This window comes from Serinicoccus sp. CNJ-927 (assembly GCF_001942435.1).
In the GTDB taxonomy this organism is placed as follows: Bacteria; Actinomycetota; Actinomycetes; order Actinomycetales; family Dermatophilaceae; genus Ornithinicoccus; species Ornithinicoccus marinus.
Window position 1 is genome coordinate 120,715 of the sequence record NZ_MKKF01000050.1, and the last position, 21,908, is coordinate 142,622.

General features: G+C 69.7%; 21 protein-coding genes and 2 pseudogenes. 10 read left to right on the top strand and 13 right to left on the bottom strand.

What is annotated here, in order from left to right; all coding sequences use genetic code 11:
• Positions 1-121: 121 nt before the first annotated feature.
• Genes BJF86_RS18030 through BJF86_RS14925 form a run of 3 tightly spaced genes read right to left on the bottom strand, consistent with a single transcriptional unit; the run spans position 122 to position 2,109 of the window.
• Positions 122-277 carry a hypothetical protein gene (locus BJF86_RS18030; protein WP_158068433.1) on the bottom strand — a complete coding sequence of 52 codons (156 nt, stop codon included), beginning with the start codon at positions 275-277 and terminating at the stop codon, positions 122-124.
• Positions 278-303: 26 nt separating this feature from the next.
• Entirely contained in the window at positions 304-870 is a 567-nt protein-coding gene (locus BJF86_RS14920; protein WP_143553873.1) for a hypothetical protein, read from the bottom strand.
• Between the two features lie 3 nt (positions 871-873).
• Complete coding sequence (locus BJF86_RS14925; RefSeq protein WP_143553874.1) at positions 874-2,109, bottom strand: hypothetical protein; 1,236 nt, start codon at positions 2,107-2,109, stop codon at positions 874-876.
• 140 nt (positions 2,110-2,249) lie between these two features.
• Here BJF86_RS14925 and BJF86_RS14930 point away from each other — a divergent pair, with 140 nt between their 5' ends.
• Positions 2,250-2,501, top strand: a complete 252-nt coding sequence (locus tag BJF86_RS14930) for a helix-turn-helix transcriptional regulator (protein WP_075820070.1) — start codon at positions 2,250-2,252, stop codon at positions 2,499-2,501.
• A gap of 79 nt (positions 2,502-2,580) precedes the next feature.
• Complete coding sequence (locus tag BJF86_RS17665) at positions 2,581-3,378, top strand: hypothetical protein (protein ID WP_143553875.1); 798 nt, start codon at positions 2,581-2,583, stop codon at positions 3,376-3,378.
• On the opposite strand, the gene BJF86_RS14935 is transcribed toward BJF86_RS17665, so the two are convergent.
• The 5 genes from BJF86_RS14935 to BJF86_RS14955 form a co-directional block, all read right to left on the bottom strand.
• Positions 3,322-4,116 carry a hypothetical protein gene (locus BJF86_RS14935; protein WP_075820072.1) on the bottom strand — a complete coding sequence of 265 codons (795 nt, stop codon included), beginning with the start codon at positions 4,114-4,116 and terminating at the stop codon, positions 3,322-3,324. The two genes, BJF86_RS17665 and BJF86_RS14935, sit on opposite strands and share 57 nt — an antisense overlap.
• A 74-nt stretch (positions 4,117-4,190) precedes the next feature.
• Positions 4,191-5,261 carry a TniB family NTP-binding protein gene (locus BJF86_RS14940; protein WP_075820074.1) on the bottom strand — a complete coding sequence of 357 codons (1,071 nt, stop codon included), beginning with the start codon at positions 5,259-5,261 and terminating at the stop codon, positions 4,191-4,193.
• A gap of 4 nt (positions 5,262-5,265) precedes the next feature.
• Entirely contained in the window at positions 5,266-7,308 is a 2,043-nt protein-coding gene (locus BJF86_RS14945; RefSeq protein WP_075820076.1) for a Mu transposase C-terminal domain-containing protein, read from the bottom strand.
• Positions 7,309-7,313: 5 nt separating this feature from the next.
• The gene (locus tag BJF86_RS14950; protein WP_158068435.1) at positions 7,314-8,093 is read right to left on the bottom strand and encodes a TnsA-like heteromeric transposase endonuclease subunit; all 780 of its coding nucleotides are present in this window, start codon (positions 8,091-8,093) and stop codon (positions 7,314-7,316) included.
• 325 nt (positions 8,094-8,418) lie between these two features.
• The gene (locus tag BJF86_RS14955) at positions 8,419-8,832 is read right to left on the bottom strand and encodes a cupin domain-containing protein (RefSeq protein WP_075814202.1); all 414 of its coding nucleotides are present in this window, start codon (positions 8,830-8,832) and stop codon (positions 8,419-8,421) included.
• Positions 8,833-8,970: 138 nt separating this feature from the next.
• On the opposite strand from BJF86_RS14955, the gene BJF86_RS14960 reads away from it, so the two are divergent.
• The 6 genes and pseudogenes from BJF86_RS14960 to BJF86_RS14985 all read left to right on the top strand — a co-directional run bounded on the left by BJF86_RS14960 (position 8,971) and on the right by BJF86_RS14985 (position 14,661).
• Positions 8,971-10,041, top strand: coding sequence for a YihY/virulence factor BrkB family protein (locus tag BJF86_RS14960; RefSeq protein ID WP_083653188.1), 1,071 nt, complete (start codon positions 8,971-8,973; stop codon positions 10,039-10,041).
• 150 nt (positions 10,042-10,191) lie between these two features.
• A pseudogene (locus BJF86_RS19145) lies at positions 10,192-10,485 on the top strand (phospholipase D-like domain-containing protein); the annotation flags it as partial.
• 236 nt (positions 10,486-10,721) lie between these two features.
• Positions 10,722-11,546, top strand: a complete 825-nt coding sequence (locus tag BJF86_RS14970) for an aldo/keto reductase (RefSeq protein WP_075820238.1) — start codon at positions 10,722-10,724, stop codon at positions 11,544-11,546.
• A gap of 92 nt (positions 11,547-11,638) precedes the next feature.
• Complete coding sequence (locus BJF86_RS14975; protein ID WP_075820078.1) at positions 11,639-11,989, top strand: single-stranded DNA-binding protein; 351 nt, start codon at positions 11,639-11,641, stop codon at positions 11,987-11,989.
• A 305-nt stretch (positions 11,990-12,294) separates the two neighbouring features.
• Positions 12,295-13,149, top strand: coding sequence for a D-hexose-6-phosphate mutarotase (locus BJF86_RS14980; RefSeq protein ID WP_075820239.1), 855 nt, complete (start codon positions 12,295-12,297; stop codon positions 13,147-13,149).
• A gap of 18 nt (positions 13,150-13,167) precedes the next feature.
• Positions 13,168-14,661, top strand: a complete 1,494-nt coding sequence (locus tag BJF86_RS14985; protein ID WP_083653192.1) for an AI-2E family transporter — start codon at positions 13,168-13,170, stop codon at positions 14,659-14,661.
• A gap of 71 nt (positions 14,662-14,732) precedes the next feature.
• Here the strand turns inward: BJF86_RS14985 and BJF86_RS14990 are convergent, their stop codons facing one another.
• On the bottom strand, positions 14,733-14,915 hold the full coding sequence (locus tag BJF86_RS14990; protein WP_075820080.1) for a CsbD family protein: 183 nt from the start codon (positions 14,913-14,915) through the stop codon (positions 14,733-14,735).
• A gap of 119 nt (positions 14,916-15,034) precedes the next feature.
• On the opposite strand from BJF86_RS14990, the pseudogene BJF86_RS14995 reads away from it, so the two are divergent.
• Positions 15,035-16,422, top strand: a pseudogene (locus BJF86_RS14995) (MFS transporter).
• A gap of 105 nt (positions 16,423-16,527) precedes the next feature.
• On the opposite strand, the gene BJF86_RS15000 reads toward BJF86_RS14995, so the two are convergent.
• The 4 genes from BJF86_RS15000 to lnt all read right to left on the bottom strand — a co-directional run bounded on the left by BJF86_RS15000 (position 16,528) and on the right by lnt (position 19,991).
• Complete coding sequence (locus tag BJF86_RS15000) at positions 16,528-16,887, bottom strand: RNA polymerase-binding protein RbpA (protein WP_022923946.1); 360 nt, start codon at positions 16,885-16,887, stop codon at positions 16,528-16,530.
• A gap of 225 nt (positions 16,888-17,112) precedes the next feature.
• Positions 17,113-17,649 (bottom strand): FxsA family protein, encoded by a 537-nt coding sequence (locus BJF86_RS15005; RefSeq protein WP_075820241.1) that lies wholly within the window; start codon positions 17,647-17,649, stop codon positions 17,113-17,115.
• Between the two features lie 5 nt (positions 17,650-17,654).
• Positions 17,655-18,455 (bottom strand): polyprenol monophosphomannose synthase, encoded by an 801-nt coding sequence (locus BJF86_RS15010; protein ID WP_022923948.1) that lies wholly within the window; start codon positions 18,453-18,455, stop codon positions 17,655-17,657.
• 9 nt (positions 18,456-18,464) lie between these two features.
• Positions 18,465-19,991 (bottom strand): apolipoprotein N-acyltransferase, encoded by a 1,527-nt coding sequence (lnt, locus tag BJF86_RS15015; RefSeq protein WP_075820082.1) that lies wholly within the window; start codon positions 19,989-19,991, stop codon positions 18,465-18,467.
• A 444-nt stretch (positions 19,992-20,435) separates the two neighbouring features.
• Between lnt and BJF86_RS15020 the strand changes: the two genes are divergently transcribed.
• Positions 20,436-21,908 (top strand): KamA family radical SAM protein, encoded by a 1,473-nt coding sequence (locus BJF86_RS15020; RefSeq protein ID WP_075820084.1) that lies wholly within the window; start codon positions 20,436-20,438, stop codon positions 21,906-21,908.

The following is a 21,908-nucleotide window of genomic DNA, read 5'->3' on the forward strand; positions in this document are numbered from 1 at the left end:
GAGTGCCCTTCGACCCGCTCTGGGCAAGCGTAGACAGCAGGACTGACGAGCCGGAGAAGGCTGGCCGAGCATCGCGCGACCGATCCGCCCACACCCTCGTGGTGCGCGCAGCGTCAGTGCTTCAGCGACGCTTCTCCGGCACCTCTGACCAGCGCGCTTGGACTCCCAAGTCCGCCCAGCCCTCGAATGTGTGGGGGTTGTCGAGCCGCTCCTCAGCATCCAGCGCGCGCCGGTCCTCCCTCTCGTCGGCAGCGATCTGAGCCTCCAGGTCGGCCATCCAGTCCGGCAAGGATGTCGGGCCGCTCACACGTCGACCAGGTGATCGAGGTGGTGAGCCTGGAGACGCTGCGCGGCCTCGAAAGCGGTGAGGTCGCCGGAGCGCAGTGCCTGCTCGACCCACTGCCTCTCCGCCCAGTAGTCGGCGTAGCGCTCGTTGAGGTTCCAGCAGATGCGGCGGCTGTTCTCCCGCAACTGGCGCACAACGAAGATGACAGCGCCGGGCAGCCAGCCCGTGAGAACGGCGGCGATGAACGCGCCCATCACGGCTCCGAGGATGTCCATGGCGAGCGGCCACTCGGGGTCGGCCAGGCCGAAGACGAGCATGAAGATGCTCACCGGGACGGCGACGACGGCCATGCCCAGGGCGAGGCTGGTGACGACCCGCAGCGGTAGCGAGCGTCTCTTCTGCGTCAGTGGGAGGACGGGCTGCGCGGGCGGCAGGTGGCCGTCCCGCCCGAGCACGAAGAGGTCTTGCTCGATCTGCGCGTTCATGGCCTGCGCGGCCCTCTCGAAGGCGCGGTTCGCGGCTCCGACAGTTGCGCCGAATAGCCCGGCTCCGAGGCCGAGTGCGGCTCCGCTGCTGGCTTTCATGGCTCACTCCTCGATCTGGTTGGCGGTGAGGATGGCGTCCGCGGGGTCCCAGTGAATGGCGAGACCGCCGTCCATGACGCCGATGGGCAGCCGTGCCCCTTCAGCCAGATCAGACACCACGGGCTCGCCGGACGGCGCCAGGTCCACGAAGCGCGTCTCGTTGGCTCCTTGGTGGGCGACCCCGAATGCTCGCCCCGAGTCCGTAATGGCGTGCAGGACCACGCGACGCTCACCCTCGCCACCGCCGACGCACTCCACCTCGCCGTTGGCGTTGATGCGCATGGATTCGAGGACGCCCCACTCCCGATCTGGACTGGTGACGCTCAGTGTGGCTGTCGGAGGATCGCACTCTGGCTCGGAGAGCACCTCCCCGGACTCGGCGTCCAGCACCTGCAACATGCCCTCGCCGTAGGGCACAGCGAAGCGCACTAGGAGCCGGTCCTCGGCGTTGCTGGCTTCGATGGCCCCGATCTCGAACTCCGGCCCCGGGGCGAGGTCCTCAGATGTGAAGGACGCGCCTGCGAAGCGCTCGGGGGCTTCCTCGCTGCCTCCGCTGAGCGTGAAGGCCTGATCCCCGACCGTGACTACACCCACGAGGTCGTCGGTCGCCGTGAGCGTCTCGACCTCACCCGTGGGAGTGACCGCGACCGCCTCACGCTCACCAGAGTCGGTGCGGACGAGGAAACCGAGGCCACTCTCACCGATCTCTGGGAGAAATCTCTCGCCGCCCTCGACAGAGACCTCCTCGATCACCGCACCCGACGCGATGTCGAGCAGGGTGACCCGCACTTCCTGGGTGTCGGCGTCCAGCCCTTCGCCATCGGATCGGCCTCCGTCGACCACTGCGACGACCTCGGGCGACACTTGCCGCAGTAGCGGGTACGGCGAGCCTGGGCCGCGCTCATCGGCGGTGAAGGCCTCCCAGCCCTGCGACCAAGACTCCTGGCCCTCCGTGTCGAGGGCACGCACCTGCGTCCCGTCGAGCACCACGATCCGCTCCGCCGTCACGACAGGCATCCATGGAGCCTCCTGACTGCTCAGCGTGATCCCCCAGGCAGGCTCTGCGAAGGCCTCCGCTACCGGAAGTGAGATAACGGGCGCGGATGGTTCGGCGGTGCTGGTCGTGACGGCTTGCGCATCTGCCGTGCTCGGCGTCGAGTCCCCTCCAGAGACGCTCGAACAAGCGGAAACCGTAACCAGCGTTACGGCCAGCAGCGTGGCGTTGCGGGTGTGAGCCATGGGCGAGTCCTCCCTGTGCACTCGTGCGACGGCCGAAGGAGGACCGTCAAGTGGTGCAACACCCTCAGTGAAGCACGTTGGATCAGGTTGGTGCAAGGGCTTGTACTGTGCTTGGTCCAGAAAACCAGTGGGCTATCCCGGTGAGCATCTTCCCGGTCCCTGAGCCCGAACTTGACCGCCTACCTGCGATCTTTTCCGAGCGGAAGACGGCCAGCGGGCTGTCCTACGACCAACTCGCGAACCGCAGCGGATTGACTCGGGGAACCTTGATGAACGTCGCACATGGGCGGTACCACGGCGATCTCCGGACCTGGTTGCTGCTCTCCAAGGCGTGGGACGTGACTCTTGATGAACTGCTTGCGCCTGTGTGGGAGAAGCGCGGAGAGGGCTGACCGAGCACGGGGGAGTGGTCCCGCTTCTAGACTCGACCGCAGAGAGATCGACAGCACGAAAGGCCGGCATACCCAACTCATGCCCTCCGCCACAGATCAGAAGGCAGTTCCCTGGCGCATCTACCTGCTCATCGACCCGACGACCGAGCCGACGAACCATGCGCTGGGAACCATCTTCTACGTCGGGCTGCGAGAGAAACTGCCAGAACCCGTCGATCTCAGCGAGGCCGTGCAGTGGCAGTCGCTGCCCGATAAGGAATGGCAGGCCCGCGATCACTTGAAGCGACTCACCACGGAGGGCGTGCGTGTCGTAGTAGAGGTGATCCCGGAGCAAGATTGGAGCCAATCTAGGGGCTGGGCACTCGGCAGGACCTTGGGAAGTATCTGTGCCGTCCTCGATCCGGCTCCGCTGAACATTGCCCACAGGAGCATCCGCTGGCCCGCCAGCCTGGCGCGCACCGTCGAGACGGCTCGCGTCGTTCCCCTGCCCGAGAACGGCGCGATCCTGCGCCTTCATAAGGGCGAGACTCATGTGGCGGAGTTGCCACTCTTGGATGCGGACTCGCTCTTCGAGGAGGCTGTCGAGGTGGTCGAGGGCAAGACGTCTCCGAGAACCATCGGAAACCGACTTCGCGAGGGGGGTCCGTTGCCGCTTGTGCTGACGGCTGATGGCCGCACCGGGCGAGGTGTCCTGCCCGGAGGGTTCGTCCTTGGAGTCTGGATGGTCAGCAGCGTGGAGCCCCTGAGTGAGGAGCGAACTCGATGGAGAGTCATCCGTGGAGGCGACGCGGAGAGGGAGGGCGCGCTGCGCCGCCGCTACCTACATCAACTGGTCGACCTGAGGGACTCCCGCGCTCTGAAACTTAGGAAAGCCTGACCAGAGGCGCAGGACGTTCCAGCGGTCGTCCGGGAGGGTGCCGAGCAGGTGTCCGTCACGCACGACATCTTGGAGGTCGAGCACGAACTGCCAGACACGAGCCAGTGCTCGCCAGGCCTCTGCGTCCAGCGCGTCGGGTAGGACCATGCTGACTTCGCGCTCCACCGTTGCGCGCTTCCAGGCGGCAGGTTCGGTCCCGAGCATTGAGTCCAGGAACGAGGGTCGGGAGAGCAGCCGAGCGAGCCTGACGGTCTCCGGGTAGACCAGCAGGGCGGGGGAGGGGTCCTTGCATCGGTCGGCTCGCTGCTCCAGCACGGTCTTAGAGATGCCGACCGTGGCTGCTTCCTCAGCCAAGAGGACGAGTGGGCAGTCGACCACGATGCCTCGCTGCGTCAGTGACGCGCGCCAGTGCCGCTCTGCAACCACGACCTCACCGAAGTCCTTTAGGTCAACCTGGGTGTGATCACCCAGCCAGCGCTTGTGCTTCAGGCAGACCCACCCTCGATCAGACATGCGAGCGTGACCGCCCATCGGGGAAGGAAGGCAGCGGTCGCAGAGGGATCGTGTGATCACCCAGTTCCCTTGGACCACCTCCGGCTCGGTGAAGGCCCGGTCGTGGAGTCCACCGAGTTTGCGCCACGCGCTCACCCGATCACTGTTGCTGGGGGAGTGGCCGGTAAAGGTTCCCTGCCGTCGCAGGATGCCGTCGACCTCTTTGACCGAGGTCGCGTTGCTCATCGCGTGCCGTGGAGCCCATGACGTGATGACCTCGCCGTTGACGAGGCGCGTACGGAAGGGGAGGGGCTCCAGTCTCACCCCGCCTTCTTCCTTCCCGTGGCTGCGGATGCCTTGGTCGAAGACTCAGACTTGGCACGGGTTCGACGTTCGGCCTCGGCGTGAGCGTCGATACCGACGCCTTCGAGAGTCGGCCTGCTGATCGACTCTTCTCCCGAGAGGATGGCTGCACGTGCAGCACCGGCCAGCAGCGCTCGGACGCTCCCAACCGACCCGCTCGTCCGGTCCCAGATGTAGGAAGCGTGCTGGCGCAGCGACGATGGCGCTTGTTTCAGCAGTGGGAGGTCCTCCTCCCATGCGTCAAGAAACGTCAGCCAGGGGTCTTCATCGTCGTTCATATTCGGACGCGAGTAGCCCCGCATGTCGTGGGCGCGCCTACGGCCATCAAGTTGAAGCCCCATGTCCCCTTGGAACAACTCTGCTCGGTCGAGGTCGATCCCTGCAATGACGAAGGTGGCGTCAATCTCGTCCGTGAACATCTTCATGGTCGTCGCGGCGTCCATGCCCGCCTGACGGTTCGAGCGGATGTTGTGTACCTCGTCCAAGATCACCAGGCGAGTGCCGGCGCGCTCCATCGTCTCCACCACGGCGCGCTTGATCTGGCTCTGGGTCATGCGTCGCGTCACGGAAAGGTCGTACTGAGGGAGGTTGAAGAACGCAGCCAAGGACTCCATGAGGCTCTTCGGGGTCGTGGCTGGTTCCACCCCGACGTATACGACCGGAATGAAGGACTCGTCATCGTTGCGTCCCTCCTGCTTGCGCCAGCGTCGGTCGTAGAACCGCCCGAGCGCCTGGACCGCAGTGCTCTTGCCCATTCCGGAGCGACCTGATACCGACAACATGTGCGAGGCCACTGAACTGCTTTCCATCTGATCCGCGAGCAGATCAGCGAGCATCAACTCCAGGCTTTCCAGGTCGGGCGTGTAGAACACCCGGTCTTGGGAGATGACCCTTCGACGGAGGTCGTTGTAGTCCTCCACTTCTCCTTTGGACATGCTTGTGAGTGCCTCGGAGTCAACGAGGTCGCAGGTCAGCCGCTCACGCTGCCGAAAGGCCATCCAGCGGGACAAAGTGGTCGGTGCAGCCATGTCATTACTCCTCGTCGAAGTGGCCCGTGCGATGGGGCTTGGCGGCGGTCGGCTTGGGCATGGTGAGAGGCGTAGGGGCTGGCTCGGACTCGCCGTCAGAGGACGGCTCGGGCTGTTCAGCCGGGGCAGGAACCAGGGGAGGTGCGGCCCGTCGTTTGGAGCGTTTCTCGGCGGCCGTCAGGGGTGTAGTCATGATGCGGTTGGCTTCCCGCAGGATGTTCTGTCCAGAGGCAACATCGCCTCGTTCGCGCAGGATGCGACGGGCAAGCGCCACGGTCTCGCGGCTGAAGGGCATCACGGCCTGGTTGGCCATGGTCCACTCGGCCTCGATGTACTCGTTCTTCTCGTGGTCGAAGAGCCAGATGCAGTTCATCCGGTATGGGTCGTAGCGAATCTCCCACAGGTCCGCATGCGGCTCTCCCCGACCTGAGGGACGACGGCGGTAGGGGTGAAGCGCGGGGGAGTCGAAGCGCATCTGATCCAAGGAGATGCCATCTGCGTTGACAGCGCGGAACTCGCGCGGCAGCAGACCGATGAACTGGTCCCGGGCGAGGGGGACTGGGACAGCGGGGGAGACCCCGGAGAGAACGGAGTACATCTCGCCTGGTGTCAGTTCGCGCTTCGCCAACGCGGGATGCCGCAACCCGTCATGCGGTCGGTGCATCCATTCCTGCGCGATCCACAGGTCGAGGATGACCGAGACCTGGGCAGCGTTGAAGACCGCCTCCCCATCGGGGTCCTGGCCGCGTAGGACGACGTTCGACCCTTTGTAGCCTCCGAGGAACTGTGTGAACAGGGTGTTCAGGCTTCGGAAGAAGCGCTCGATGTGCGGCTTGTCGGTAGGGCTGCGTGGAGCGGCCAGGGTGACGGAGATGCCGAGCATCTCGCAGCCGGTGAGGAAGGTCGAAGAGTCATACGCCTTGCCACGGTCGATGGTGATGGCCTCGGGGACGATGGTCGGTCGTGACTCCATGAGTCGCCTGACCTCGGCATCGCTGGGAATGACGCCTTCCGGCAAGGCCGAACGGGCATAGGCCACGGTCTCTAGCCACCCTGGTTGCTGCGGGAGAGGTGCCAGCATCCTCGCCAGCATGACTGCGGCGTCGGCAGCCTTGGTCGAAGGCCGCAGGATTGCAGCCAGGGGGATACGGGTAGCGACGTCGATGGCCACGGTGAGTTCCATGCTGGAGGCGACCACGTTCCCTGCCTTGTCGTACTCGACCGTCGAGACCGTGTTGTCGTCCAGCAGTAGTCGGACATCCAGGGGAGTGGAGTCGATCTCCACGAGTTCACCGGGACGCTGGGGCCGCTGACCGCCAAAGGTTCGGTCCGGGCGGTTCGCTGTTGTCCGCCGTGTCGTGGCGTTCCCAAAGGTGTGTCGGCCCCGCTCCATGCGGTTCAAGAGTCGGTAGAGCGTCGCGTCGTGCGGGACGTCAAGTCCTTGGTCCTCGGCCCTCCAGCGGACCTGCTTGATGACGCGCGACCGGGTGCCAGTCGACGTCAAATGTTGCCCCTCCATGGCTTCCTCCAGGAGGGCAATGATCTCGTCCGACTGAACGCCCGTCCCGGCGCGCCGCCGTAGCGCGCGACCGTCAACCAGCCCCTTGATCCCGTGCTTGCGATACGACGCGATATGACGCTTCAGCGTCCGCGCTGAGATCGGCGTGCCCAACGAGCCTAGTTGAGCGCTCTTGGCGGTGACACGCTCTTCCAGCGTCGTCGTGCCCAGGTCATAGGCAGGGTCTGGAGCGAAGCCAGCAGGCAACGCGCCGGGAGGACGGCCCGTGAGGACTTCGTGGACGGCTCGGTGCAGGAACTCTGTGCGCTGTCGGTCTCTCGGGCTCAGACCTTCGAGGATCGAGGCGTCGCCCAGGTCAGGTAGCGGAGTCGGCTTGGCCTGGGGGAGAGCCGGGGTCACGCCCTTCAGCAGGTCGACACCAGGCACGGTCCTGAACTGCGCATCCTCCAGGCTGCGCAAGACGACCATCGCGTCCTCGTCAACAGAGACGACCTGCCAACCAAGACCGTCATACTCGATCAGGTCCATCGGCCTTACGAAGCGCATGCGATCTCCCTAGTCGACAGGTGTGAATCCATCGAGAGCGGCTTATCCAAGTCCACGTGGATCACGCCGAAGAACAGCAGGTGCAAGATGGCTGCGTGGACAGCGTTCTTCTCGACTGCACTCACTCTGGTTGCGCGCCGGAGTCCAGCGGCGAGTTCCGTGCCAGGGGAGAAGGTGTCCAGGATCGTAGAGCGCAAAGACTCATGCGGGGCATAGCGCTCCAGCCTGTACCCGTGAAGCCAGCGCAGATTCGCCATCCGAGGCTCCGGCAGACCGGTCCAGACGTCGTAGTCCCAGCCCGCCGACTCACAGACCTGTCGCGTCATCGCGAACTGCTTCTCGGCTGTGTCTGTTCGTTCGGGGTGCCGGACATCCACGACGCGCGCTCCGCCGTCTCGGAGCCGCAGAAAGAAGTCTGGGTAGTGGAACTTCTCTTTGCCGGTGCCGCGTGGCCAGATGAGTAAGAACGGCTGGGCAGACACGGCGAGTACGTCTGGGTCGGCGTCGACCGTGATCAGGAAGTCGCGCTCCAGCAACGACTCGAAGACGACGTGGCCGCCAGAGGTTGCGCTGAAGTACCGACCCTCGTAGTTGCGCTTGCCTTTCCAGGCGAGGAACTGACGGATCGGCAGAGCGTTCTCGGGTGCCAGGTCGGCAAGACCATCGCTGACGAAGCGAGAGACGCGCCGCCGATCGATCAACGCCTCGAACAGCGTCTCCGTCTCAGACAGATTGGCTGGGACAGCAGTTGTGGTCGCTGGTGACACTTGACGGTCCCTCCTTGCCGCCGAGGACACTCCGCAGTGACATGTCCTTGCGAGAGCAGGTGCCCATTATAGCAAAGTGTCAGATACGCGCGAGAGATGTCAGGTGGGGTGCGAAGACCGGGTGGCCGGGGAGCGGCTCTCTCACGGCGACTTTACATAATGTGCCTTATCGGCGTGAGAACGCCGACCGGGCCCTCCGGGAGTGACCCGCGGTCGCCCCTCTCGGACCTGGGCAAGCCTGTGCACCAGATGCAGCGTCGAGAACGGCGCTTCGCGTGCACATCCTTGCCCAGGTGCCGGAATCCTCGTCCGGGCCACACCCGCCTCAGGCGCCCGGAGGCTGGTCCGGGTCCGCCGGGCCGTCGACGTTGACGGTGGGCGCGCCGGAGCCGCAGCGCACGATGACCGCTCGTGAGGGTTGGTCGCCAGGGTTCGACTCGCGGTGGACCGCCCCGGCGGGCACCCGGACGAAGTCGCCGGGCCCGGCCTCGATCACCTCGGCGCCACCGGGGCCGGACTCCAGCCGGAACGTGCCCGAGACGATGTAGAGCGTCGTCTCGTGCTCACCGTGGTGGTGCCACCCGGTGACCGCGCCGGGCTCGGTGTCCACCGTGCCGGTCCACATCCCGGCGCCGTGCTCGGCCCGGCGCCGGCTCATGCCCGGCGTCGGGTCCGCCGCCACCAGCGACCCGTCCCCGATGAGGCGGCAGGGGGTCGCCGCGCTCCGATCCTGCGTCATACCTCATTCGACCGCAGGCGTCGTCCTGCTGTCCACTCCCCCGGTGCCGCGGACCGTCGACCACCGACCGGGCACGCGGACGCCCGGGCGCGGCCGGTATACCTTGTGCTCCGAGGAACGAGCGAGAGAGCGGGACGGATGCCGCAGGAGCAGGACGACGGCGTGGAGCGCAACCTGTTCTGGCGCGCTGTCCACCGGGTGGACACCTCGCGCCCGGTGCGCGCCTTCGTCCGCTACCTGCTCGTCCGGGGCAACCTGTCCGCGGGCGGGGTGACGATCTCCGCGCTGGTCTCCCTGGTCGCCCTCGTGACCATCCTCACCAACGGCTTCCGGGCCACCCTCGGCCGGCAGCCCGAGCTCTTCGACCGGGTGATCCAGGCGATCAACACCGCCTTCCCGGGGCTGGTCGACGACGGCAGCAACGACGGCATCATCGACCCCGACCGGCTGATCCTGGAGCAGTCCCTCACGCTGGCGACGATCATCTCGATCCCGGTGCTGCTGTGGACCGCGACCAACGTCATGACGGGGCTGCGCAACAGCGTGCGGTCGATGTTCGGCCTGACCGGCGCGCCGTTGCGCCCGGTGCGCGGCAAGGGCTGGGACGCCCTCGGGGTGGTCCTGCTCAGCCTGGCGGTGCTCCTGTCCTCGCTGCTGCTCAGCGGCTCGACGGGGCTGGCCCGCTCGGTGATCGAGGAGCTGGACATCAGCGGCGGCGCCAGCGTGCTCCTCATCCGGATCGCCGCGGTGACCGCGGCCTTCGTCGTCGACGCCGTCGTCTTCTACCTCCTCTTCCGGGTCGCGGCCAAGGTGCGGATGCCGTGGCGCGACGCCCTCAAGGGAGCGTTGCTCGGCGCGACCGGCTGGGGGCTGCTGCGGCTGGCCGGCACCCAGGTCATCGGCGGCTGGGACAACCCGCTCTTCGCCTCCTTCGCCGTGCTGGCGACGCTCATCGTGTGGATCAACCTCGGCCTGCGCTGGGTGCTGTTCACCGCAGCCTGGACGGCAAACCCGCCGCACACCAACCTCCCCGTCGTCCCCACCGAGGTGCACGCCAAGGAGACCCCCAACTACGTGACCCAGAGCGCCCCGCACACCCTCGGCTGGCCGCACCACGAGGTCACCGGCACCCTCATCCCCCACAACGGGGTCGTCGGCCACGACGACACGGCCGCGGAGCCCAGCGACACTCCCCTGCGCGACTCGTAGGCTCCGGAGGAGGACCTTGACCGGGAGCGCTTCTTCCCCGACCAGCCCGACCTCGTCCCGGGTGGCGCAGCGCACGCGATGCAGCTCGTGCCCTCGGGGCCCGGCTTCCCCACCGAGCCCAACTGGCGGCTCTTCGTCTCCCTCATCCACATGGCGCGGGAACGGGTCGCCATCACCAGCCCCTACTTCGTGCCGGACGAGGCGCTGCTCGCCGCGATCACCAGCGCGGTCTACCGGGGCGTGCGCGTCGAGCTGTTCGTCGGCGAGGAGGCCGACCAGTTCCTCGTCGGTCACGCGCAGCGCTCCTACTACCGTGCGCTGCTCGAGGCCGGCGTCGTCATCCACCTCTACCCGGCACCGACCGTCCTGCACGGCAAGTACCTCACCGTCGACGACCGGGCCGCCCTCCTCGGCTCCAGCAACATGGACTTCCGATCCTTGGCGCTGACCTACGAGATCATGCTGCTCGCCTTCGGGGGCGACCTGGCCCGGGAGCTGCAGACCAACGACGAGGCCTACCGCGGCCTCCCGGCAGCTCACGCTGGAGGAGTGGATGGCGCGGCCCTGGCACCAGCGCTACGTCGACAACATCTGCCGCCCCACCGCCGCGCTGATGTGAGCCGGTGCAGGCGGACGCCCTCCGGCCTGCACCGGCGGCAGGCGCGGCCTACGGTGGGCAGATGCATACTCTCCGCGACGGCACCCCGGTCCCCCACGTCGGCTTCGGCACCTATCCCCTGCGTGGCGAGGAGGGGATCGAGGCGATGGTCTCGGCGCTCGAGGTGGGCTACCGCTACCTCGACACGGCGGTCAACTACGAGAACGAGCCGGAGGTGGGTGAGGCGCTGCGCCGCAGCGGTCTGCCCCGCGAGGACGTGCTCGTGGCGACGAAGATCCCCGGCCGGGCGCACCGGCGCGACGCGGCGATCACCAGCGTGGAGGAGTCGCTGGAGCGGCTGGGCCTGGAGCAGGTCGACGTCGCCCTCGTCCACTGGCCCAACCCCTCGCAGGGCCACTACGTCGAGGCCGTCGAGGCCCTGATCGAGTGCCGCGACCGGGGCCTGGTGCGGTATGTCGGCACCAGCAACTACACCGAGTCCCACCTGCGCGAGGTGCTGGCGGCGACCGGCGAGGCGCCGGTCCTCAACCAGGTCGAGTGCCACCCGCTCTTCCCGCAGCAGGAGATGCTCCGCGTCCACGAGGAGCTGGGCGTGCTCACCCAGGCCTGGAGCCCGCTCGGCAAGCGTGAGGCGCAGTACGACGCCGCGCCGGTGACCGAGGCCGCCGAGCGGGCCGGGGTCTCTCCCGCCCAGGTCATCCTGCGCTGGCACCTGGACCGGGGCGTCATGCCGCTGCCGAAGTCCGGGACGAGGAGCCGCCAGGAGTCCAACCTGGACGTCCTGGGCTTCGAGCTCGTGCCGGAAGAGGTCGAGGCCATCACGGCGCTCGGTCGCCCGGACGGCCGCCTCTTCGACGGCGACCCGGAGACGCACGAGGAGATGTAACACCCGTCCACAGGGTCGGCCCGGGCCTCCCGTCGTCCACAGATCTCGGCAGTCCTCTCCCCCGCCGCCGTGCCGCGGCCCAGGGTGGTGGCATGGCGACGACGACGGCGGCACCGGCCAACGCGGTGCACCTCGCGGGGAGAGTCAGCGGTGGGCCGACGGAGCGTGAGCTGCCCAGCGGTGACGTGCTGGTGCAGTTGCGCGTGGTGGTCCCGCGACCGGCAGCACGCGGCCGCAGCGCTGTGGGGTCCCGGCAGCGCGTGGACACGATCGATGTGACCTGCTGGAGTGCCCGCTCGCGCCGGGCGGCGCTGCGGCTGGCCGACGGCGCGGGGGTCGAGGTCACCGGCGCGCTGCGTCGACGCTTCTTCCGGACCGGCGCCGGCGCCGCGTCCCGGTACGACGTCGAGGCCACCTCGGTCCGCGAGGTGTCGCTGGAGTGACCCGTGTCGGGCGGGCCGGCCTGACCGCGTCGGGACCGTCGCCCACCCGGCGTCAGCAGAGCCGGCGCAGCCCGGTCACCCGCCGCAGCAGGCACCAGCAGCCAGACCCGGCCGCGCAGGAAGTCGCCGGAGCCCCGGAAGCGGGCCGGGTCGAGCGCGAGCGCCCCGGACAGCATGACGAAGACCGGCACCACCCACAGCAGCGGCAGGTCGAGCGCCCGTGCGACCCACCCGTCGCCCGCGCCCACCCCCGGTGGGTCCTGGGTCGCGGGCAGCCGCCGCCCGCCCCGCGTAGCCTGGGCACCATGTCAGCCGAGCACCTGCCCGCCCGGACCCACGAGGCCGGGTCCTCCCGTCTGGTGGCCTACGACCACGGGGCGCACCTGGCCACCTGGGAGCTGGCCGGGGCGCCGGTCGTGTGGTGCAGCGAGCAGGCCGTCCTCGACGGCAGCAAGGCGATCCGCGGCGGCGTCCCGGTGTGCTTCCCCTGGTTCGCCGACGGGCCCGCCGGGGACCTGTCCCCCGCCCACGGTGTCCTGCGCACCGCCACCTGGCACCTCGACACCGCGACCGGCGACGAGGTCTGGGCCTGGACGATCACGGACCAGGACGTCGTGGGCAGCCCCGGCGCCGAGCACGTCCCCGGTCCGTTCCGGGTGAGGTATGCCGTCGCGCTCGGGCAGGAGGACGACGCGCCCGCCCTCGACCTGCGCCTCACGGTGCACAACCCCGGCGCGGCGCCGCTCCCGGTGGAGGTCGCGCTCCACACCTATCTCGGTGTCGCCGACGCGACGACGGCCACGGTGCACGGCCTTTCCGGCGCGGAGGCCCTCGACAAGGTCACCGGGCGTCGCGGCCGGGTCGAGGGCGCCGTCGGGTTCGAGGGCGAGACCGACCTCGTCGTCGACTCCCCCGGCTCGCCGGCGGTCGAGGTCCGGGACGGCACCCGCGCGCTGCGCGTGCGCTCTCACGGAGCCACGCAGACCGTCGTGTGGAATCCCGGGGCGGAGAAGGCCGCCGCCATGAGCGACCTCGGCACGCAGGAGTGGCGCGAGTTCGTCTGCGTCGAGACCGCCGCCACCGCGGGCCTGGGCCTGACCCTCGACCCGGGCGCGACGCATACCCTGGGGTGCACGATCGCCGTCCACCCCGCGAGCTGACCCCGGAGGCCCGAGCGCATGCAGGAGAACGCCACCGGCGACGACGCCCCGTCGCTCGACGAGGGGCACGGCCTGGCGGGCGACGAGACGCCCCCGGGCGAGGTGCCGCCCGCCGATCCTGCCCGGCGCGACGATGACGCCAGCGCGGGGTCCTCTCCGACCGAGCCGGAGGCGGCCCGACCGGAGGTCGACCGCGGCGCGCTGATCCTGCAGGGCCTGCGGGGTGCCGCGGCCTGGTCCTGGCGGTTCCTGCTCGTCGTCGCGGCTGTCGTGGTCATCCTCTACGCCCTCGGGCGCGTGTGGGTGGGTGTGCTGCCCATCATCCTGGCCCTCATCGTCAGCTCGGTCCTCTGGCCGCCGGTGCGCTGGCTCCGCCGGCACCGGTGGCCCGGCGGCGTCGCGGCGGCGGCCGTGCTCCTCGCGGCGCTGGGGATCTTCAGCGGCATCCTCGCCGCGATCGCCCCCGGCATCACCGGACAGGTGCGCCAGGTGGCCACCAACGCCGCGACCGGCGCCGACCTGGTGCTCTCCTGGCTGTCCGGGCCACCGGTCAACCTGCAGAGCGACCAGCTCGACACCTACGTGGCCCGGGCCACCGACTGGCTGCAGTCTCGCGCCAGCGTGCTGGCCGAGGGCGCGCTGTCCACCCTCACGGCGGTCGGCTCGATCATGGTCACGACGATCCTCGTCCTGGTGCTCACCTTCTTCTTCCTCAAGGACGGGCACGGCTTCCTGCCCTGGATGCGCAAGACGGTGGGGCGCAGCGCCGGGCTCTACCTGACCGAGGCGCTGGCCCGGGTCTGGGTGACCCTCGGCGGGTTCCTGCGCGCCCAGGCCGTGGTCGCGGCGGTGGACGCCCTCTTCATCGGCCTGGGGCTGGTGCTCTTCGGGGTGCCGCTGGCCTTCGCCCTGGCGGTCATCACCTTCTTCCTGTCCTTCATCCCCATCGTGGGCGCCTTCGTGGCCGGGGGCCTGGCCGTCCTGGTCGCCCTGGTGTCCAACGGCTGGGTCACCGCGCTGTGGGTCGTCCTCATCGTCATCGCCGTGCAGCAGGCGGAGAGCACCCTCGTGGCGCCGATGATGCACAGCAGGGTCATGTCGATGCACCCGGTGATCGTGCTGCTCGGGGTGGCGGCCGGCGGCACCCTGTGGGGTGTCCTCGGCGCCTTCCTGGCGGTCCCGGTCCTGGCCAGCGTGCTGACGCTAGTGCGCTTCGGCAGCGAGCACCTCGACCTGCGCACCGGTCAGCTGCACGCCGACGAGCTGCGCAACGTGACGCCCCAGGGGCGCAAGGCCGCCGCGCTGGCCGAGAGCGCGGCACCCCTCTTCGCACTCCGCGCGCGGCAGGCATACCTGCAGGCAGAGGACGAGCGCGGTGCCGCCCAGGTGGCCATGCTGGGGCGCACCGGTGAGCTCGCCGCCTCGCTGCGGGACCGGATCCTGTCCCCCATCCTGCGCCGCGACCGCGACCAGCACGCCGCCGACGACCAGGAGATCAGGCCGCCGACCTGACGCAGGACACCCCCGGCCCGAGGGGCCAGGGGTGTCGTGCGTGCGGCGGGCCGCTCAGGGCCCGCGGTGGGTCACCGAGAGGCGTCCTTCCAGGCGTCCTTGACGTTCTCGCCCGCCTGCTTGACGTTGGCGCTCGTCTGGCCGGCCTTGCCCTCGGTCTCCATCCGCTCGTTGTCGGTGGCGTCGCCGACGGCCTCCTTGGCCTTGCCCTTGGCCTCCTCGGCCGTGTTCGAGATCTTGTCGCCGATTCCCATACCGGCTCCTTTCGTCGTGGACAACGACCTCACTCTTGCCCCGGGTATGCCCGACCGCAAGCTGAAGAGGCACGTCGCGCCTCCCCCAGGCCGGGGCCCGGGTCGCTAGCGTGGGCGCCATGACCTCTCCCCCGGTGCCGCGGGCCGACCCGGCGGCCGAGCGCACCCGGGCCCACCAACGAGCGTTCGGGTGGTACGACTGGGCCAACTCGGCCTATGTCACCACCACCGGCACGGTGCTCATCGCCCCCTACCTCACCGCGCTGGCGCGGGCCGACGCCTGCCCCGACCTCGCGGAGGGGCAGCGGTGCGGGCAGATGCTGTCCGTGCTCGGGATCCCGGTGGCCGTCGGGGCCGTGGCGCCCTACACCATCACCGTCGCGACCCTCGTCTCCGCCGTGGTCCTGCTCTTCGTCGGGGCGATCGCCGACCGCCACCCACGCCCGACCCGGCTGCTCGGCGGGCTCGCCTGGGTCGGCGCGGCCGCGGCCGCGTCCATGTTCTTCCTGCAGGGGAGCAACTGGCAGCTCGGCGTGCTGCTCATCGTCGTGGCGAACCTCTGCCTGGGCGCCTCGACCGTCGTCTACGACGCGCTGCTCGTCCGCGTCGCCGCGCCGGACGACCGCGACCGCGTCTCCTCCCGGGCCTGGGCCCTGGGCTACCTCGGTGGCGGCATCCTGCTCGCCCTCAACCTCGGTCTCATGCAGGCGCACGAGGTGCTGGGGATCTCCTACACCATGGCCGTGCGTCTCAACCTGCTCTCGGCCGGGCTGTGGTGGGGGTTGTTCACCCTCATCCCGGTGATCGGTCTGCGCCGCATCCGCGGCACCACCGCCGCCCCGGTGGAGCGCTCCGCGGGCGTCCTGGGCGGCACGCTCACCCAGCTCCGGGACACCTTCGGGGACCTGCGGGGCTACCCGCACACGCTGCTGTTCCTGCTCGCCTACCTGTTCTTCAACGACGGCATCCAGACCGTCATCTCCTCGGCCAGCCTCTACGGCAGCGAGGCGCTGGGCTTCGACACCAGCCAGCTCATCATCACCATCCTGCTGGTGCAGTTCGTCGCCTTCGGGGGAGCCTCGTGTTCGGCGCGATCGCCTCGCGCCTGGGCGCCAAGCGCACCGTCCTCGGCGGGCTGGTGATGTGGACGTTGGTCGTTGCCTTTGCCTACTTCGTGCCGACCGGTGCCTTCACGATCTGGCTGGTCTGCGCTGTCTTCATCGGCACGGTCATGGGCGGGACCCAGGCGTTGTCCCGGTCGCTCTACTCCCAGCTCGTGCCGGCTGGCAAGGAGTCGGAGTACTTCAGCTTCTACCAGGCGATGGAGCGCGGGACGAGCTGGTTCGGCACCCTCGCCTTCGGCCTGACCTACCAGCTCACCGGGTCCTACCGGCCGGCGATCCTGGTGACCATCGCCTTCTTCGTGCTCGGCGGCCTCGTCCTCACCCGGGTGAACATGCGGCGCGGCATCGAGATGGCCGGCAACGAGCAGCCACGCATCGTCTAGATCGGGCCTTTCGCCCGCCCGCCAGGACGACGAACGGGGCGCGGCACGCTCCTCGCGTGCCACGCCCCGTCCGGTCAGTCGTCCTGGTGCGACGAGCGGTGGACCTCAGGCCGTGCGCTTGCGCCGCGGCTTCTCCCCGCGCATCTCGCGCAGCAGCCCGAGGCGCTCCTCGAGCAGCTCCTCCAGCTCGGGGATGGAGCGGCGCTCCAGCAGCATGTCCCAGTGGGTGCGCTGCGGCTTGGTCGCCTTGAGCTCCGGCTCCGGGCCGTTCTCGAGCTTGGCGTCCAGCCCGCACCGGCACTCCCAGATCGGGGGGATCTCGGCCTCGACGGAGAACGGCAGCTCGCTGACGTGCCCGTCCGGGCAGACGTAGCGGCTGATCTCACGGTCGCTGAAGGAGACGCCCTCGTCGCTCTCGAAGGACAGCCAGCTCAGGTTGGTGCCGCGAAGGGACCTCTCTGCCATGTGTGTTCCACTCCCATCGTGTCGTGATCGACACGCGTGCTCGGTCGGTCTGCTCTAGCCGGGGCGGCCCGGCAGGCGCGCGGTGTCTAGGCGTGTCAACGCCTTCTGCTCGCCCTGTGTTCCCCACAACGCGCGCTCGCGCTCCGGTATACGGTGCGGCGTCGCCGTGCGGCCCGACTGATCAGTGTAGCGCCGAAGCGGTCGACGGGGCCAGTCGGTGAATCGTCACCGATCGATCTGCGGGGGGCGCTCCCCCCGCCAGGGCGGCGGCTGCTCGTCGACGATCTCGCCGTCGATGACGGTGCCCGAGCCCGGTGCCCGCCGCGCCTGGCCGGGCCCCCCGGTCGGCGTTCCCCCGACGGTCGCCAGGGCCCGGCTGGCGACGACCGCCTGCAGCAGCCGGCGCGCCAGCGGCCGGGTGAACGGCAGGATGAGGATGAGGGCGAGGATGTCGCTGACGAATCCGGGCAGGAGCAGCAGGAACCCGCCCACGGTCAGCAGGATCGCATCGGTGACCTGGTCGGCGGGCATCCGTCCCGAGCTCAGCGCCTGCTGCAGCTCCCGGTAGGTCCGGCCGCTCTCCCGGCGCGCCAGCCAGGTGCCTGCCACCGCGACCAGGATGATCAGCCCGAGGGTCCACCACAGGCCGATCGCGCGGCCCACCATGACGAGCACGGCGATCTCGATCACCGGGAGCAGCACGAGCGCCAGCAGGACCCAGCGCAGCACGGGTCGGCGTCGAGCCTGCGGTCGTCCGGACATCGCGCTCACGTGGCCTCCTCCAGGTGGTGCCATCGAGAACGGTCGCGGCGGGCCAGGTGTTCCCGGACCTGGCGGGCGCGGCGCTCCCAGGCCCAGCCGCCGACCCTCACCACCGCCTCACGCACGATGGCGTCGGTCATCTTGGAGGCTCCCTCCACGCGCTCGACGAAGGCGATCGGCACCTCACGCACCTCGAGGCCCGCGTCGACGGCGCGCAGGGTGAGGTCGACCTGGAAGCAGTAGCCCTGCGAGGCCACTGGTGTCGCGAGCAAGGACGTGAGCCGGGGCAGGCGGTAGACGCGGAAACCGGCGGTGGCGTCCCGCACGGGGATGCCGAGGGACAGCCGCACGTAGGTGTTGGCGCCGACCGACAGCCCCCTGCGGTGCAGCGGCCAGCGGTGGACCGAGCCGCCGGGCACCCAGCGGGACCCGATCACGAGGTCGGCTCCCCCGTCGTCCTGGGCGGCTGCGAGGAGCGCGGGGAGCTGCTCGGGCTGGTGCGAGCCGTCGGCGTCCATCTCGACGACCGCGTCGTAGCCGCGCCCCGCAGCCCAGTCGAAGCCCGCGAGGTAGGCCGGTCCCAGGCCCTCCTTCGCTCGGCGGTGGAGCACGTGGATCTGCGGGTCCGTGGCGGCCAGGTCCTCCGCGAGGGCACCGGTGCCGTCCGGGCTGGCGTCGTCGATGACGAGCACCTCAGCGAGGGGTACCGCGGACCGCAGCCGGGCCACGACACCGGGGAGGGAGGCGCGCTCCTGGTAGGTCGGGATGCAGACGCAGACACGGCGCAGCGGGCCACGGGAGGTCACCGGGGCAGCCTAGTCAGCCGACCGCCGCCGCCGGACCACCAGGCCGAGCAGGGCGGGGACCACGACGAGTGCCGCTGCCGGGACCACCCAGGGGCCGGTCGTCAGGGCCGGCGTCGGTGTCGAGCGCAGCGGCAGCTCACCCTCGAGCAGGGCCTGGCTGAACAGCGTCGTCTCCTCCTCGACCCGGCCGTCGGGGTGGATCAGCCCCGAGATGCCGACGTTGCTGATGTGGACGACCGAGCGGCCGTACTCGACCGCCCGGACCCGGGAGGTCGCGATGTGCTGAGCAGCCTCGTCACCCTCACCGAACCAGGCGTTGCTGGTGGGCACCACGAGCAGCTCGGCTCCCCCGGCGACGGCGTCGCGGACCGCGGCGTCCACGACGACCTCGAAGCAGATCCCCAGACCCAGGCGCACCTGACGTCCGTCGGGCAGCGCGACGTCCATGACCCCGGGCTCGGTGCCGGGCTCCCAGTCGGGGATCCGGTCGACCCACTCCGACAGGTGCCGCATCACCGGGCGCAGCGGCATCCGCTCCCCGAAGGGCGCGAGGTAGATCTTCTGGTAGGTGTCGTCCACGCCCTGCCCCGGTTGCAGCTCGAGGACCATGTTGCGCGGGGCATCACCGGTGCCGTAGCTCGTCGCGCCCAGGACGACCGGTGCGTCGAGGGCCTCGACGCCCGGCATCATGCGGGCGACCGCCTCCGCGCCGCCGTCCGGGGCGAAGGGGTCCAGGTCGCTGGCTCCCTCGGGCCACAGGACCAGGTCCGGTGCCGGTGCGGCACCGTCGGCCACGTCGGTGGCGAGCCCCTCGGTCATGCTCGTGTAGCGCTCGAGCATCGTGCCGCGCTCGGCGCTCAGCGTCCGGGTGAAGTCCGGTGGCAGGTCCCCCTGGACAGCGGCGACCTGCACCGGCTCGCCGCCGGTCGGCCGGGGCAGCGCGGCCGGCGCGAGGACCAGACCCGTGGCGAGCAGGGCCAGCCCCAGCGCGCGAGCGCGCCGTGGCTGTGGACGGTGGGCCAGGTGCTGCAGCGCGAGCGCCAGGAGTCCGCCGACGAGCGCCACGACGAACCCCAGGCCCGCCACCGACAACAGCGCCGCGACCCCGAGCATCGGGCTGTCGGCCTGGCTGAAGCCCAGCCTCGCCCACGGGAAGCCGCCGAAGGGGGTGACCGACCGGGCATACTCCATGAGCACCCAGGCGGCCGCCCCGACGACCGGGCGCACGCGACCACCACGCTGGAGCAGCGCCAGGAGCCCGCCCAGGGCGGCGGGATAGAGCGCGGAGGCCACGCTCATCGCGATCCAGGGCGCGGCACCGGCGTAGGTGCTGGCCCACACGAACATCGGGGTGTACCACGCGAGGCCGAGCAGCAGCCCCGCGACGAGCCCCACCCGGATGCCGGCGCCCGCGGTGGCGAGGGCGAGGGCCGCGCAGCCGACGACGGCGAGCGGCCAGATGTCGTGGCTGGGGAAGGCGAGGTAGAGCGCACCTCCGCCGAGCGCTGCGAGCAGGAGTCGGAGAGGCCAGCGCACGCGTCCAGCGTACGGCCGGGTCCGGACATGGCCGGACCCCGGCACCTTTGGGGCCGGTCCGTGCGCGGCTGGCGGCCGGCATGGTCCCGTTGTCTACTCGGTGCTCGGGGTCCTGGCTCCCCCGTCGGGCGCCATCACGCCCCAGGGACGCGTACGAACGTAAAGGTCTGCCGGTGCTCTGTCAACACACCGCTGACCTGCGACGATGCGCAACAGAGCAGGTCAGCCACCGGGTCGCACGGCTGGACAGGGAGCCGACTTTCACGCCGCCTCGGCGTGTCGGCGAACGACACGCCGACGGGGCGCGGTGGGCAGGGTGGGCAGCGTCCAGTGAGCCGGATCTCGCCGCGCTCACGCGCAGATCATCCGGTCACAGAGCGATACCGCAAGAAACTATCCTGCACACACGTGCATCCACCGGAAATGATCCGTAGCATGCTCGGTATGAGCGCACAGATCGAGCAGCCCTACGTCTACCGACGCCGCGAGCTGGTGGAACCCGACTGGACCCGCTTCCCCGGGTGGAAGGACGTCACCGCCGAGCAGTGGGCCGACGTGCAGTGGCAGCGGGTCAACTGCGTGAAGAACATCGGCCAGCTGCGCACCGTGATGGGCGACCTGCTGACCGACGACTTCTACGCCGACCTGGAGCAGGACCAGACGCAGCGGGCCACGATGTCGATGCTGCTGCCGCCGCAGATGCTCAACACCATGGTCAGCGAGATCACCTGGGCCGACGGGCGGATGCCTGCTGCCGGGACCGAGTTCACCCAGGCCTTCCTCGCCGACCCGGTGCGCCGCTACATGCTCCCGGTCTTCTCCGACCGGCGCACCGACTGGTCGAGCCACCCCTACGCCACGCGCGACAGCCTGCACGAGCACGACATGTGGGTCGCCGAGGGGCTCACCCACCGCTACCCCACCAAGGTGCTGGCGGAGATGCTGCCGACCTGCCCGCAGTACTGCGGGCACTGCACCCGGATGGACCTCGTCGGCAACTCCACCCCCACGGTCACCAAGCTCAAGCTCGCGGGCAAGCCGGTGGACCGGCACACCGCGATCCTGGACTACCTGCGCGCCACCCCCGGCGTGCGCGACGTGGTGGTCTCCGGCGGCGACGTCGCCAACATGCCCTGGAAGAACCTCGAGGCCTGGCTGGACCAGCTGCTCGAGATCGAGAACATCCGGGACGTGCGCCTGGCCACGAAGGCCCTCATGGGTATGCCGCAGCACTGGCTCGCGCCGGACACCGTCGAGGGCGTGTCCCGCGTCGCCGGGAAGGCCCGCGAGCGCGGGGTCGGCCTGGCGATCCACACCCACATCAACGCCGCGCAGTCCGTCACCCCGCTCGTCGCCGAGGCGAGCAGGGCGATGCTCGAGGCCGGCATCCGCGACGTCCGCAACCAGGGGGTGCTGATGCGCGGGGTCAACGACACCTCCGCGCAGCTGCTCGACCTCTGCTTCGCGATGGCGGACGAGGCCATGATCACGCCCTACTACTTCTACATGTGCGACATGATCCCGTTCAGCGAGCACTGGCGGGTCTCGCTCGCCCACGCCCAGCACCTGCAGCACTCGTTGCTCGGCTACCTGCCCGGCTTCGCGACCCCGCGCATCGTGTGCGACGTGCCCTTCGTGGGCAAGCGCTGGGTGCACCAGGTCGACACCTACGACACCGAGCGCGGCATCTCCTACTGGCGCAAGAACTACCGCACCTCGATCGAGGGCGAGGACGTCGACGTCACGAGCGCGGAGTACGTCTACTACGACCCGATCGACACCCTGCCCGTCAGCGGGCAGGACTGGTGGCGGCAGCAGGCGGCAGAGGTGCACGGGACCGACGAGGCCGGTCAGCAGGAGAAGGCCGTCGCCGCGGCCGCGGCCTCCCGCCAGGCCTCGGTCGACCAGCTCGTCTGA